This window comes from Actinoplanes sp. DH11 (genome assembly GCF_020873875.1).
GTDB lineage: Bacteria > Actinomycetota > Actinomycetes > Mycobacteriales > Micromonosporaceae > Actinoplanes.
Map to the genome: position 1 here is coordinate 159,880 of NZ_JAHWGU010000002.1, position 13,598 is coordinate 173,477.

The window sequence follows — 13,598 nt, forward strand, 5'->3', positions numbered from 1 at the left end:
GGAGCGGCTTTGCTTGTCTCGACCGAACGACCACGGCGGCGGGCGTACCTGCCCCTGCTGATGGCACTGGCCCTGGTGGCCGTCCTGCTCACCCCAGGCTCGCCGTCGGCGGCCGCGACCTGTCCCTGCACCATCTTCGACAGCGCGGCGGTCCCGGCCGTCGCGGCGGAGTCCGACACGGCCGCCGTCGAGGTGGGCGTGAAGTTCCGGTCGGACGTCGACGGCCACATCACCGGGGTGCGCTTCTACAAGGGCGCCGGCAACTCCGGCACCCACGTCGGGAACCTGTGGAACGCCACCGGCGGCAACCTGGGCTCGGTGACGTTCACCGGCGAGTCGGCGACCGGGTGGCAGACGGCCACCTTCGCCGCCCCGATCGCGATCACCGCGAACACCACCTACGTGGCCTCCTACTACGCGCCCAACGGGCGGTACGCCACCGACGAGAACGCCTTCACCTCGGCCGGCGTGGACAACGAGCCGTTGCACGCCCTGCGTGACGCGGAGTTCGGCGGCAACGGCGTCTACCGGTACGGTACCGGCGGCGGCTACCCGACGAACACCTGGCAGGGCACGAACTACTGGGTGGACGTCGTGTTCACCACCACCGTCGCCGACACCACGCCACCCGCGGTGACCGGCAGCAGCCCGGCCGCCGGCGCCACCGGCGTACCGGCCGGGACCACGGTCAGCGCCACCTTCGGCGAGCAGGTGCAATCCGCCGCGCTCACGGTGAGCGCCGGCGCGACACCGGTCGCCGGGACCAGCGCCTACGACGCGGCGAGCCGCACCCTGACGTTCACCCCGGCGGCGGCGCTCGCGGTGTCCACCGCCCACACGGTCACGGTCAGCGGGGCGCGCGACGCGGCGGGCAACGTGATGAGCCCGTACACCTGGACCTTCACCACCGCGGCCGCCGGCGGGTCGGGCTGCCCGTGCTCGATCTGGCCGGCCACCGCCACGCCCGCGACCCCGGCGGTCGCCGACAACTCGGCGGTCGAGGTCGGTGTCCGGTTCCGCAGCAGCACCGCCGGTTACGTCACCGGGGTGCGGTTCTACAAGGGCCCGGGCAACTCGGGCACGCACACCGGCAACCTCTGGACCAACACCGGCAGCCGGCTGGCGACCGTGACGTTCAGCGGCGAGTCGGCGACCGGCTGGCAGACCGCCACGTTCGGCGCGCCGGTCGCGATCGCGGCGAACACCACGTACGTCGCGTCGTACCACACCACCACCGGCTTCTACGCGCTCACCGGCAGCGGGCTGGCCTCGGCGGTGAACCGGGGGCCGCTCACCGCGCTGGCCAACGGCACCGACGGCGGCAACGGCGTCTACCGGTACGGTGCCACCGGCTTCCCGAACAGCACCTACCAGGCCGGCAACTACTGGGTCGACGTCGTGTTCGACACCACGGCCGCCGACACGACCGCGCCGTCCGTGCTGTCCCGGGCGCCGTCGCCCGGCGCCACCGGCGTGCCGACCGCGGCGGCGGTCACCGCGACGTTCAGCGAGCCGGTCGTCGCGTCCACGATCGCGATCACCCTGACCGGCCCGTCCGGCGCGGTCACCGGCACCACCGGGTACGACCCGAGCAGCGGGACCGCGGCGTTCACGCCTGCCGCGCCGCTGGCCACCTCGACGGCGTACACCGCGACGGTGAGCGGCGCCCGCGACTCCGCCGGCAACACGATGACGCCGCTGACCTGGTCGTTCACCACTGCCGCGACCGCGCCGCCACCACCGGACCAGGGTCCCGGCGGCCCGGTCCTGGTGATCAAGTCGGCGGCGTCCGGCGCCGGCGGGTTCACCCCGTTCCTGGCCGAGGTGCTGCGCACCGAGGGCCTCAACGAGTTCGCCACCGCCGACCTGGCCTCCGTCACCGCGGCGACGCTCGGCCAGTACGACGTGGTGCTGCTCGGCGCGACACCGCTGACCGCCGCGCAGGTCGCCATGTTCACCACCTGGGTCACCGGCGGCGGCAACCTGATCGCGTTCCGGCCGGACAAGCAGCTCGCCGGGCTGCTCGGGCTCACCGCCACCTCGGGCACCCTCGCCGAGGGCTACCTGCGGGTCGACACGTCGGCCTCGCCGGGCGCCGGCATCACCGCCGACACCATGCAGTTCCACGGCACCGCCGACCGGTGGACGCCGGCCGGCGCGCGGGTGGTGGCGACCCTGTACGCCACGGCCACCGCGGCCACCACCAACCCGGCGGTGACCGTGGCCGACGTCGGCACGGCCGGCGGGCAGGCCGCGGCGTTCAGTTTCGACCTGGCGCAGTCCCTGGTGCAGACCCGGCAGGGCAACCCGGCGTGGGAGCGGCTGAACCGCGACAACCTGGGCCCGATCCGCTCCAACGACCTGTACTTCGGCGGCAACGCCACCGACTGGGTGAACCTCGCGAAGGTGGCGATCCCGCAGGCCGACGAGCAGCAGCGGCTGCTGGCGAACCTGATCGGCGCGATGAACCTGGACCGCAAGCCGCTGCCCCGGTTCTGGTACTTCCCGCGCAGCCTGAAAGCCGTGGTCATCGGCACCGGTGACGACCACGCGACCGGCGGCACAGCGGGCCGGTTCGACCAGTACACCGCGAACAGCCCGGCCGGCTGTGTGGTGGACGACTGGGAATGCCCGCGGTTCACCTCGTACATCTTCCCGAACACGCCGCTGAGCAACGCGCAGGCGACGTCGTACCGGTCCCGGGGGTTCGAGGTCGGCCTGCACGTCAACACGAACTGCGCCGACTACACCCCGGCGTCGCTGGCGGCGAACTACACCGACCAGCTCGCCACGTTCCGGGGCAAGTACACCGGGGTGCCGGCGCCGGCCACCAACCGCACCCACTGCATCGTCTGGTCGGACTTCTCGACGCAGGCCTCCGTCGCGGCGGGCAACGGGATCCGGCTGGACACCAACTACTACTACTGGCCCAACACCTGGGTGGCGAACCGGCCGGGCTTCATGACCGGCTCCGGGATGCCGATGCGGTTCGCCGACAAGGGCGGCGCGCTCATCGACGTCTACCAGGCGGCCACGCAGATGACCGACGAGTCCGGGCAGAGCTACCCGTTCACCGTCGACTCGCTGCTGGACGCGGCGCTCGGGCCGCAGGGCCGGTACGGCGCGTTCACCGCGAACATGCACACCGACCAGGCCACCATCTACGACAGCGACCAGATCCTGGCGTCCGCGCGCAGCCGCAATGTGCCGATCGTGTCGGCCCGGCAGATGCTGACCTGGCTGGACGGGCGCAACGGATCGTCGTACAGCGACATCTCCTGGGCCGGTGACACGCTGTCGTTCACGGTGAACGTGGGCGCCGGCGCGAACGGGCTGACCGGCATGGTGCCGACGCTCGGCACCGGCGGGCGGACGCTGAGCACGCTCACCCGCGGCGGTGCGGCGGTACCGTTCACCCGGACCACGATCAAGGGCGTCGAGTACGCGCTCTTCGCGGCCGGGCCGGGAACGTACGCGGCGGCCTACGGCGCACCGGCCGCCCCGGCGGTGTCGGTGTCCGCCTCGGCGGAACGCAGCACGTCGGCGGAGGTGACGGTCACCGGCGGCGCCGCCGGGACGACCGAGGTCGCATACGGCACCTCGGCCACCAGCCTGTCGAAGCGGGTCGTCGACGGCACCCAGGGCGGCCGGCGCACCGTCGAACTCGGCGGCCTGAGCCCGGACACCACGTACTGGTACCGGGTCACGGTCACCGCGCCCGGCGGCCGCAGCACGGTCTCCCCGGTGCGCACCCTGGTCACCCCGGCGGCCGACACGCGGCAACCGGCGGTGTCCGGGCTCGCCGTGGTGCCCCGGCCGGACGGGACCGCGTCGGTCGGCTGGCGCACCGACGAGGCGGCGTCCGCCACGCTGCTGGTCGGCGAGTCGGCGGCCGGGCTGACCGGCTGGGAGGGCGGCAACGGCCGCGAGCACCGGGTGGTGGTGACCCGGCTGAAGCCGCAGACCACCTACCACTACCGGGTACGCAGCGTCGACGGCGCCGGCAACGTGACGGTCTGGCCGGCCCCGGACCGGGCACCGGCGACGTTCGTGTCGGCCGCGGCGGGTGTCGCCGACTTCACCGGGCCGCAGCTGCGCACGGGTACGGCGAAGGGCGCCACCGCCGGTGACGACGGGGTACGGCTGGCCGGCGGGGCGCGTACCGGCAGCACGGTGTCCCGGGTGCTCGACGCGGGACAGATGGTGAACTGGGACCGGCTGAGCTATCAGGCGCAGGTGCCGGCGGGTGCGGGGGTGCGGCTGTTCGTGCGGACCGGCAGCACGTCGGTGCCGGACGCGTCCTGGACCGGCTGGACCGAGGTGGGCCAGGGTGAGCGGGTGACGGGCGGGTCCCGGTACGCGCAGTACCGGGCCGAGCTGACCCGCTCCCCCGGCGGCCGGACCCCGGTCCTGCTCGGGATGGGGATCACGTCCGACGCCGTACACCTGGAGGCCCCGGGAGAGCGCTGAGCGTCAGGGGCACAGAGAACCGGCCACCCGCGAAGGGTGGCCGGTTCTTCGTGTGCGAGGTGTGCCGGGTGGGTCAGGGACGCCCGAGTGCCCGGTACTCCCAGCCGGCGGCCCGCCACTGCGCCGGCTCCAGCGCGTGCCGGCCGTCGACGATCTTGTTCTGGGCGGCGACGGCGGCCATCGCGGACGGCTCGATCTCGCGGAACTCGTTCCACTCGGTGAGCAGCACGACCACGTCGGCGTCCCGGGCCGCGTCCAGGGCGCTGGTGCCGTAGGCGAGCTCCGGGTGGGCGCGCCGCGCGTTGGCCATCGCGGCCGGGTCGTAGACCACCACGTGGGCGCCCATGCTGTGCAGCGTGGCGGCCACGTCGAGGGCGGGCGCGTCGCGGATGTCGTCGGAGTTCGGCTTGAAGGCGGCGCCGAGGGCGGCCACCCGCTTGCCGGTGACGTCGCCGCCGCACAGCTCCACGACCAGGTCCACGGTACGGGCCCGGCGGCGCCGGTTGATGCCGTCGATCTCGCGCAGGAAGCCCACGGCCTGCCCCACGCCCAGTTCCTCGGCGCGGTGGGTGAAGGCGCGGATGTCCTTGGGCAGGCAGCCGCCGCCGAAGCCGAGGCCGGGCCGCAGGAACTTGCCGCCGATCCGCTCGTCGTAGGCCAGCGCCTCGGCGAGGTCGTGCACGTCGGCACCGGTGACCTCGCAGATCTCGGCCATCGCGTTGATGTACGAGATCTTGGTGGCGAGGAACGAGTTGGCGGCCACCTTGACCAGCTCGGCGGTCTGCAGGTCGGTCACCTTGACCGGGACGCCCTGTGCCAGCACCGGCTCGAACGCGGCGGTCAGCTGCTGCTCCGCCCAGGCCGAGGTGACGCCGAAGACCATCCGGTCCGGCTTCATGGTGTCGTCGACGGCGAAGCCCTCACGCAGGAACTCCGGGTTCCAGGCCAGCTCCACCTGGTCGCCGGCGGGCGCCAGCTCGCGCACCAGGGCGGCGAGCCGGGCCGCGGTGCCGACCGGCACGGTGGACTTGCCGACCACCAGGACGCGGCGGTGCAGGTGCTCGGCCAGGGAGGTGACGGCCGCGTCGACGTACGTCATGTCGGCGGCCTCGGAGTCCCGGCGCTGCGGGGTGCCCACGCAGATGAAGTGCACATCGCCGAACTCGCCCGCCTCCTGGAAGGAGGTGGTGAAGCGCAGCCGGCCGGTCTCCAGCGCCTTGGTGAGCAGCTCGGGCAGGCCGGGCTCGAAGAACGGGACCTCACCGGAGTTCAGCTTCTCGACCTTGACCGGGTCGACGTCCACGCCGACGACCTCGTAGCCCATGACGGCCATGCAGATCGCGTGCGTGGCGCCCAGGTATCCGGTGCCGATGACGGTGAGGCGGGGTCGTTCGGTCATCAGTACGCCCCCGAGCTGCGGACCACCGCGCTGACGGTACGGGCCAAGATGGTCAAATCCATTACCAGGGACCAGTTCTCCACGTAGGTGAGGTCGAGCCGGATCGACTCTTCCCAGGACAGGTCAGATCGGCCGGACACCTGCCAGAGGCCGGTGAGTCCGGGCTTGACCACGAGCCGGCGAAGCATGTCGGAGGGATAGTCGGCGACCTCCTTGGCCAGCGGGGGCCGGGGGCCGACGAGCGACATGTCGCCCTTGACGACGTTCACGAGCTGGGGCAGCTCGTCGAGCGAGAAGCGGCGCAGGTGCCGGCCGACCGGCGTGACCCGGGGGTCCTGCTTCATCTTGAACAGCGCACCGTCGGATTCGTTGAGTTCACCGAGGATGCGCAACTGGGCCTCGGCGTCGACCTGCATGGTGCGGAACTTGTAGAGCATGAACGGCCGGCCGTCCTTGCCCACGCGTTCCTGCTTGAAGATGGCCGGGCCCCGGCCACCGGGACCGAACTTGACCATCAGCGCGATCACCGCGAGGAACGGGCTGGCGAGCAGCAGCAGCATCGACGCGCCGACCCGGTCGAAGATCTCCTTGACAGCGCGCGAGCTGCCCTTGAGCTTCGGGTGCTCGACGTGCAGCATCGGCAGGCCGTCGACCGGGCGGATCGTGGTGCGGTCGCCGGCCACGTCGACCAGGGTGCTGGCCAGGATCAGGTCGATCTCGTCGCGCTCCAGCTGCCACGCGAGACGGCGGATCGCCGGGCCGTCCAGCTCCGGGCAGGAGAGCACGATCACGGTGTCGGCGTCGGAGCGGCCGACCGCGGTGGCGACGTCGTCCAGGGTGCCGTAGACCGGGGGCAGGCCGGAGATGAAGCCGCGCTCCTTGTCGGCCGGCAGGCACGCGCCGACGACGCCGAGCCCGTGGAAGCGTTCGCGGCTGAGCCGGTGGGTCAGGTCGACCACCGAGTTGACGTGACCGACCAGCAGGACCCGGTGCAGCCGCTGGCCGCGCGCCCAGGAACGGTGCAGTCGCTGCCGGAACAGGAAACGGGCGCCGAGGTCGACCAGGATCAGCAGCGGAATGACGATGATCACATAACCGCGCGCCAAACGCAGGTCGAAGGAAAAGGAAACAATCGCGAGCGCGGCGGTCAATGCCAAACCGGCCCGGAACACCCGGGCGTACTCCTCGGTGCCGACGAAGAGGTGGCGGGCCTCGTACGCCCGATTCAGCGCCAGACAGGCGGTCCAGCCGAGCGGCAGAATGAACGTGAGCAACAGATAGTCACGCATGTGTGGCTCTACGCCGGAAGAACCGAAGCGCAGGACCAGGGCCCAGGACGCGGCCCCGAGGCCCACCACGAAGTCGATGACGAACAGCGTCAGCGCGTATCGGTTCTGCCACCCGGCGCGAGCAGCACTGGCACGGGTGCCGGACCTGAGCTGCTCAGCCGCCTTGGAGAGATCGACGGTCTTCACCGATTCAATTGTGCGCACGCCTTGCCCCCATCATCGGCTGCTGCCAACCAGGACCCACGCCCGGCAAAACGGACTTGTCGAGATTGTGTGGATTTGAGACCGAGCCAGCCATCCAGCGGAAACCCGCGGGATACATGAGACACCCTCTCAACAGGGTGCCCCGCGCGCTACACCTTTCCGTTCGACGGACCTCGGCGATTCGGATGATAGGAGAAACGAAACGGGGCGCAAGCGGTCCAGACCGGACTTTCCATATGTTGACGAGCATCACTGCACGTCAGAGCGGAATTGCACTGGGAGTAACCGTCCGCCTACTCCATAGAATGGCATTCGGTCAAGAGTCCACAGCAGACAGTTGATTGTCGTGATTCTGACGCAGCTTCTTGACATGGCCGACACAGTCCTCATACCGCGGCAGGAGACCGGACTCCAGCGCCTCGGCGAGCGTCGGTGCGGCGGCATCCTTGGCCGACAGCAACGGCGTGCCGGCCGGCCACGCGATGGCGAGCTGCGGATCGAGCGGGTGCACGCCGTGCTCGTGACCCGGCCGGTAGGTGGCCGAGCAGAGATACGACACCGTCGCACCCTCCGTGAGCGCGCAGAAACCGTGCGCGAGGCCCTCGCCGATGTAGACCGCCTTGCGCTCCTCGTCGTCCAGGCGCACCGCCTCCCAGGTGCCGAACGTCGGCGACCCGACGCGCAGATCGACGATCACATCCAGCACCGCCCCGGTTACACAGTGCACGTACTTCGCCTGACCCGGCGGGACGTCGGCGAAGTGCAGGCCACGTACCACATCACGGGCCGAGACGGAGAGGTTCGCCTGAGCCAACTCCAAAGGGTGACCGAGGACTGACGCCAGGTGATCGAAGCGGTACCACTCCAGGAAGGCGCCCCGATCGTCGCGGTGCTGGACCGGCGTGATCTCGTACGCGCCCTCGATGGTCAGTGGACGGATCTTCATCGGGCTCCTCCGAAGCGGCCCGCGTCCAGCAGGCGGATCAGGTACTCGCCGTACCCGCTCTTGAGCAGTGGCTGAGCGAGTTCGCGCAGTTGCTCGTCGGTGAGGAAGCCCAGCCGCCAGGCCGCTTCCTCGACACAGCCGATCTTAAGCCCCTGGCGTTCCTCGATCACCCGAACGTACTCCGAGGCCTGGACCATGGACTGGAACGTCCCGGTGTCCAGCCACACCGTGCCCCGGTCCAGCACCGTCACGTCGAGCCGGCCCTGCCGCAGGTACTCCTCGTTCACCGCGGTGATCTCCAGCTCGCCCCGCGCGCTGGGTTCGAGCTTCGCCGCGATCGCCACCACGTCGGCGTCGTAGAAGTAGAGGCCGGGCACCACGTAGGTGGAGCGCGGCCGCTCCGGCTTCTCCTCGATGGAGAGCACCTTGCCGCTGTCGTCGAACTCCACGACGCCGTAGCGCTCCGGGTCCGCCACCGGGTAGGCGAAGACACGCCCACCATCCGGCTGTCCGAATTTGGACAGCTGGCGCCCGAGACCGGTGCCCTGGAAGATGTTGTCGCCCAGGATCAGCGCCACCGGCTGGTCGCCGATGAAGTCGGCGCCGATGCGGAAGGCCTGCGCGATGCCGTCCGGTTTCGGTTGCTCCGCGTACGTCAGGGAGAGGCCCCACTGCGTGCCGTCACCGAGCAGTCGCTCGAAGTGAGGACGATCCTCAGGGGTGGTGATGACCAGAATCTCCCGGATTCCCGCCGAAACCAGCGTGGTCAGCGGGTAGTACACCATAGGCTTGTCGAAGATGGGCATGAGCTGTTTGGACATGGCCTTGGTAATCGGCCAGAGCCGGGAGCCGGTGCCACCGGCCAGCAGAATTCCGCGCACCGGGAGAACACTAAACAGTCGGCGCCAGCGTCTACACTCACCCCTCGTGCAGATTTTAGTAACCGGTGGTGCCGGTTTCATCGGATCGGCCTACGTCAGGGCCCTCTTGCAGGACGAGTACGCGGGTGCGACCGGCGCGTCGGTGACCGTTCTGGATCTGTTGTCCTATTCGGGTAATCGCGCGAACCTTCCCGCGTCACATCCCCGACTTCGCTTTGTTCAAGGTGACATTTCCGATTCCGCCCTGCTGCGCGACCTCCTTCCCGGTCACGACGCAGTAGTCCATTTCGCGGCCGAGTCGCATGTCGATCGGTCGATCAGTTCGGCTGTGCCGTTCGTCACGACGAACGTTCTGGGCACCCAGGTTCTGCTCGACGCCGCGCGCGCCGCCGGCGTCGGCAGGTTCGTGCACGTCTCCACCGACGAGGTGTACGGCTCGATCGACGAGGGATCGTGGACCGAGACGTGGCCGCTCGCGCCGAACTCGCCGTACGCCGCCTCCAAGGCCGGCTCCGACCTGATGGCCCTGGCCGCGCACCGCACCCACGGCATGGACGTGGTGGTCACGCGCTGCTCCAACAACTACGGGCACCACCAGTTCCCGGAGAAGGTCATCCCGCTCTTCGTGACGAACCTGCTGGACGGCAAGAAGGTGCCGCTCTACGGCGACGGCGGCAACATCCGTGACTGGCTGCACGTGTCCGATCACTGTCGAGGCATCCAGCTGGTCCTCGAGAAGGGCCGCGCCGGCGAGGTCTACAACATTGGCGGCGGCACCGAACTCAGCAACCGCGAGCTCACCGAGCGCCTGCTCGAGGCGTGCGGCGCCGGCTGGGACAGCGTCCAGCCGGTCGAGGACCGCAAGGGCCACGACCGCCGCTACTCCTTGGACATCACCAAGATCGGCGAAGAGCTGGGGTACGAGCCACAGGTCACCCTGGACCAGGGCCTCGCCGCGACCGTGGCGTGGTACCGCGACAACCGGGCCTGGTGGGAACCGCTGAAGTCGCGGAGCACCCTCTGATGCGCTGGCTCGTCACGGGCGCCGGCGGCATGCTCGGCCAGGACCTGCAGAGCGTGCTGTCCGGTCACGACGTCGTCGCTCTGCGTCGCGCCGACCTGGACATCACGGACGCGGCAGCGGTCCGGGACGCCGTCGCCGGCACCGACGTGGTGATCAACGCGGCGGCGTGGACGAACGTGGACGGCGCGGAAACCGCCGAGGACGCCGCCACCGAGGTCAACGGACGCGCCGTCGAGATCCTGGCCGCGGCCGCCGGCAAGCGTCTGATCCACCTCTCCACGGACTACGTCTTCGACGGCACGGCCACCGCGCCCTACGCCGAGGACACCCCGCACGCCCCGGTCAACGCCTACGGCCGCAGCAAGGCCGCCGGCGAGAAGGCCGTCCTCGCGGCCGGCGGCTACGTCGTGCGGACCGCGTGGCTCTACGGCGAGCACGGGCCCAACTTCGTGCGCACCATGCTCCGGCTCGCCGCCGAACGGGACACACTCGACGTCGTCGACGACCAGCAGGGCCAGCCCACCTGGTCGCGGGCCCTCGCCCAGCAACTCGTCGCGCTCGCCGAGGCCGCCGCCGCCGGGCGCGCCACACCCGGCGCCTACCACGGCACCGCAACCGGCTCCACCACCTGGTTCGGCCTGGCCCGGGCCGTCTTCGCCGAGGCCGGGCACGACCCCGATCGGGTACGCCCGACGACAAGCGACCGCTACCCGAGGCCGGCCGCCCGTCCCGCCTACAGCGTGCTCGGCCACGACCGCTGGTCCGGCACGGGCGTCGCCCCCCTGCCCGACTGGCGCACCCAGCTGACCGCCGCGATGCCGGCCATGCTGGCCACCCCCTGACCGCCCGCGTGGCGTAGTGGATCTGCTAGCGATGCGAAATCGCGGTTTCAACCCCATGATCACAGCGATTTCGTAGCGCTAGCAGATCGACATCTCGTCAGGACGGCGCGCGGCGCCGCCGGCTCGTCTCAGCGGGCCATGTCCCAGGCGGTCAGGTGCACGGTGATCTCTCCGGCGGTCTCGTCCTGCCCGCCTACCGTCAGTTGCACAAGCGTCTGCCCGTCCGGTTCACCGGCAGCCGGTTTCTCCGGTGTGAGCAGGCAGTACGTCCTGTCGTCCCGCAACTCCAGCGGCGCGTCACCGGACGCGTCGTCACGGATCGCTTTCGCGCACTCGCCCGGTGTCACCTTGTCGGTGTCCACCGTGGCTGCCGTGACGTCGGCCGCCGGTTCCAGGAACAGATCACCGGTGTCCGGGATCGCCGAGATCGAAACGGCCCCGCCGCCGTCGCCGGCCGCGGCGAACGGCTGCATCAGGTTGATCGCCTGCGGTGCGACGTCACTGATCGGCACCGTGAGTGCCGTCGCCGAGTAGCGCACCGGGAACGGTCCGCCGATCGGCGGTGAGATGTCGGGGCCGCCGCCACTGCCGTTTCCGGACCCGCTCCCCGTTCCGGCGTCACCCGAACTGAGCTCTCCGGACCCGCTCACCGTTCCGGGGCCACCGTTATTGCCGCCCCCAGGCCAGTTGCCTGTCACAGGGCCACCCCCATTGCCGGGCCCGCCGCCTGTCCCAGGGCCGCTCCCATTGCCGCCTCCAGGCCCGCTGCCTGTTCCGGGACCGCCCCCATCGCCGCCTCCAGGGCCGCTGCCTGTCCCGGGACCGCCCCACGGCCCGTTCCCGATTCCGGGTTCGTCCCCCGTCCCGGGCTCGTCGGCCGTCCCGGGCTCGTCGGCCGTCCCGGGAGCATCGGCCGTCCCGGGCACGTCGGCAGTCCCGGGCGCGTCGGCTGTCCCAGGTCCGTCGCCCATCCCCGGCGCGTCGGCCATCCCGGATCCGTCGTCGCTCCCGGGGCCGGCTCCACCCCCGGGTCCCGCCCCGGTCGCAGGTCCCGCCCCGGCGCCGGGCGCGGTGGGGCCGTGGGTGGGCCCCGGGCCGGTGGGCGCTGTCGCGGCCGGTCCGGCACCCGGACGCGCCGACGCCGACGCCGGTGCCGGCGGCTGACCGGGCCGGCCCGGGAAGGCGGGCGCCGGGCCGGTAGTCACCGGCCGGCTCGCCGCACCGGTGGGCACGGTCGGTGTTCCCGGCGTCAGGATCCCGGGCACGCCGAGCGGCGGGACACCGGTGCGCGCCTGCATCGCCACCACGCCGACGGTTCCGCCGGTGACCGCGACGGCCAGCGCGGCGAAGACCGTCGCCGGGAAACGCCAGGGGCTGCGCGGTGCCCGTACGCCGGCTGCCTTCGGCGTCTGCGGTGCCGGGACGCCCGGTGCCCGTACGCCCGCTGCCTTCCGCGTCTTCGGTGGCCGATCGCCCGCCGCCCGCCGCATCCGCGGCAGCCGGACCCGCAAACCTTCCGGCGCGGCCGGTGCCGTGCCCGCCGCTGTCGCCTGGAGGCGTTCCCGCAGGTCGGCCAGGCCGGCCTCGACGTCGAACGCCACCCCGGCCAGGGCCTCGTCCTGCGCCCGTCGCAAGAGGTCGTGCTCGTCGGCTGTCAGGTCAGTGTCCACGGCCGCTTTCCTTCCGGGCTTGGAGCTTGGTCATCAACGTCGTGCGGGCGTCGTGCAGGTGCGAGCAGACGGTCGAGGCCTTCAGGCCGAGCCGCTCGGCGATCTCCCGCGGTTTGAGCCCCTCCTGCGCCAGCGCCATCACCTGGTACTGCCGCCGCGTCAGGGTGCGGATCAGGCGCAACGCCTCGGCACCGTCCTCCGCGGACTCGTCCGCCCAGCTCAGCGGTGGCGGCTCACGCCGCAGCCGGACAGCGAGGTTCAGGTCGCGCTGCTGGTTGCGCCAGAAGTCGGTGACGGTACGGTCCAAAATCTTCCAGGCGTAGGCCCGCCGCGCCTCAGGTTCCAGCGGGGCCATCCGCTGATACCAGTTCACGTGCAGTTTGAGCATCACCTGCTGTACGGCGTCCTTCGCGTCGTGCACGGACAGGTCCCGTTTCAGGGCGTAGCGGAAGTAGAGGTCCGCCACCTCGCGATAGAACTCCGCCAGCCCGGGGTCGAGCGGGTCGCTCCCGCTCGACGCCTCGGTCCTCGTCTCGGCTGTCATGCCCGGTCGTCCGGCCCGTCCCGGTGGACCGGCACGGCGCCGTCGTCCGGCCCGTCCCCGTCCTCCGTGCCCCGGCGCCAGGTGAGCCGGACCTCGACCCAGCGGTCGTCCGGCGGCTCGCCGCGGTCCGGTCGCTCGATCCGCACCCCGCAGAACGCGGCCACCGCCAGGTTGATCAGCTGAGTGACCACCGCAGCGGCTACGGAATCCCAGATCTCCACGTCGCCCTCCTGTTGAGCCGTTGGAACGGCTGTCGAGAACAAAACGGAGCCGCGACCATAACGTCCAGACAAATGCCGAAATAGGGCTCGTTGGTGTGACCGCGGTGT

General features: G+C 71.1%; 10 protein-coding genes. 3 read left to right on the top strand and 7 right to left on the bottom strand.

The genetic code is table 11. The annotated features are described in order from the left end of the window. The first annotated feature begins 9 nt into the window (after positions 1 to 9). Positions 10 to 4,470, top strand: coding sequence for a DUF4082 domain-containing protein (locus LPA41_RS03890; RefSeq protein WP_229068355.1), 4,461 nt, complete (start codon positions 10 to 12; stop codon positions 4,468 to 4,470). 73 nt (positions 4,471 to 4,543) lie between these two features. Here the strand turns inward: LPA41_RS03890 and LPA41_RS03895 are convergent, their stop codons facing one another. From LPA41_RS03895 to rfbA, 4 genes are all read right to left on the bottom strand, one after another. Continuing rightward, positions 4,544 to 5,869: a UDP-glucose/GDP-mannose dehydrogenase family protein gene (locus LPA41_RS03895; protein ID WP_229068357.1), complete on the bottom strand. Its 1,326-nt coding sequence runs from the start codon at positions 5,867 to 5,869 to the stop codon at positions 4,544 to 4,546. Then, on the bottom strand, positions 5,869 to 7,344 hold the full coding sequence (locus LPA41_RS03900; RefSeq protein ID WP_229068359.1) for a sugar transferase: 1,476 nt from the start codon (positions 7,342 to 7,344) through the stop codon (positions 5,869 to 5,871). Before LPA41_RS03900 ends, LPA41_RS03895 begins: the two co-directional genes overlap by 1 nt. A 334-nt stretch (positions 7,345 to 7,678) precedes the next feature. Further along, the gene (rfbC, locus tag LPA41_RS03905) at positions 7,679 to 8,308 is read right to left on the bottom strand and encodes a dTDP-4-dehydrorhamnose 3,5-epimerase (RefSeq protein ID WP_229068361.1); all 630 of its coding nucleotides are present in this window, start codon (positions 8,306 to 8,308) and stop codon (positions 7,679 to 7,681) included. Next, positions 8,305 to 9,189, bottom strand: a complete 885-nt coding sequence (gene rfbA, locus LPA41_RS03910) for a glucose-1-phosphate thymidylyltransferase RfbA (protein WP_229068363.1) — start codon at positions 9,187 to 9,189, stop codon at positions 8,305 to 8,307. The genes rfbC and rfbA overlap by 4 nt, the downstream gene beginning before the upstream one ends. 46 nt (positions 9,190 to 9,235) lie before the next feature. On the opposite strand from rfbA, the gene rfbB reads away from it, so the two are divergent. Both rfbB and rfbD read left to right on the top strand, forming a co-directional pair. Continuing rightward, positions 9,236 to 10,213, top strand: a complete 978-nt coding sequence (gene rfbB, locus LPA41_RS03915) for a dTDP-glucose 4,6-dehydratase (RefSeq protein WP_229068364.1) — start codon at positions 9,236 to 9,238, stop codon at positions 10,211 to 10,213. Then, positions 10,213 to 11,055, top strand: a complete 843-nt coding sequence (gene rfbD / locus LPA41_RS03920; RefSeq protein ID WP_229068366.1) for a dTDP-4-dehydrorhamnose reductase — start codon at positions 10,213 to 10,215, stop codon at positions 11,053 to 11,055. Before rfbB ends, rfbD begins: the two co-directional genes overlap by 1 nt. A 128-nt stretch (positions 11,056 to 11,183) precedes the next feature. Here rfbD and LPA41_RS42415 read toward each other — a convergent pair whose 3' ends face one another. The 3 genes from LPA41_RS42415 to LPA41_RS03935 are packed head-to-tail and all read right to left on the bottom strand — an operon-like array spanning position 11,184 to position 13,490. Next, the gene (locus LPA41_RS42415) at positions 11,184 to 12,725 is read right to left on the bottom strand and encodes a hypothetical protein (protein WP_304523744.1); all 1,542 of its coding nucleotides are present in this window, start codon (positions 12,723 to 12,725) and stop codon (positions 11,184 to 11,186) included. Next, positions 12,715 to 13,269: an RNA polymerase sigma factor gene (locus LPA41_RS03930; protein WP_229068368.1), complete on the bottom strand. Its 555-nt coding sequence runs from the start codon at positions 13,267 to 13,269 to the stop codon at positions 12,715 to 12,717. Before LPA41_RS03930 ends, LPA41_RS42415 begins: the two co-directional genes overlap by 11 nt. Next, positions 13,266 to 13,490 carry a hypothetical protein gene (locus LPA41_RS03935; RefSeq protein ID WP_229068369.1) on the bottom strand — a complete coding sequence of 75 codons (225 nt, stop codon included), beginning with the start codon at positions 13,488 to 13,490 and terminating at the stop codon, positions 13,266 to 13,268. Before LPA41_RS03935 ends, LPA41_RS03930 begins: the two co-directional genes overlap by 4 nt. Between the last annotated feature and the right edge of the window lie 108 nt (positions 13,491 to 13,598).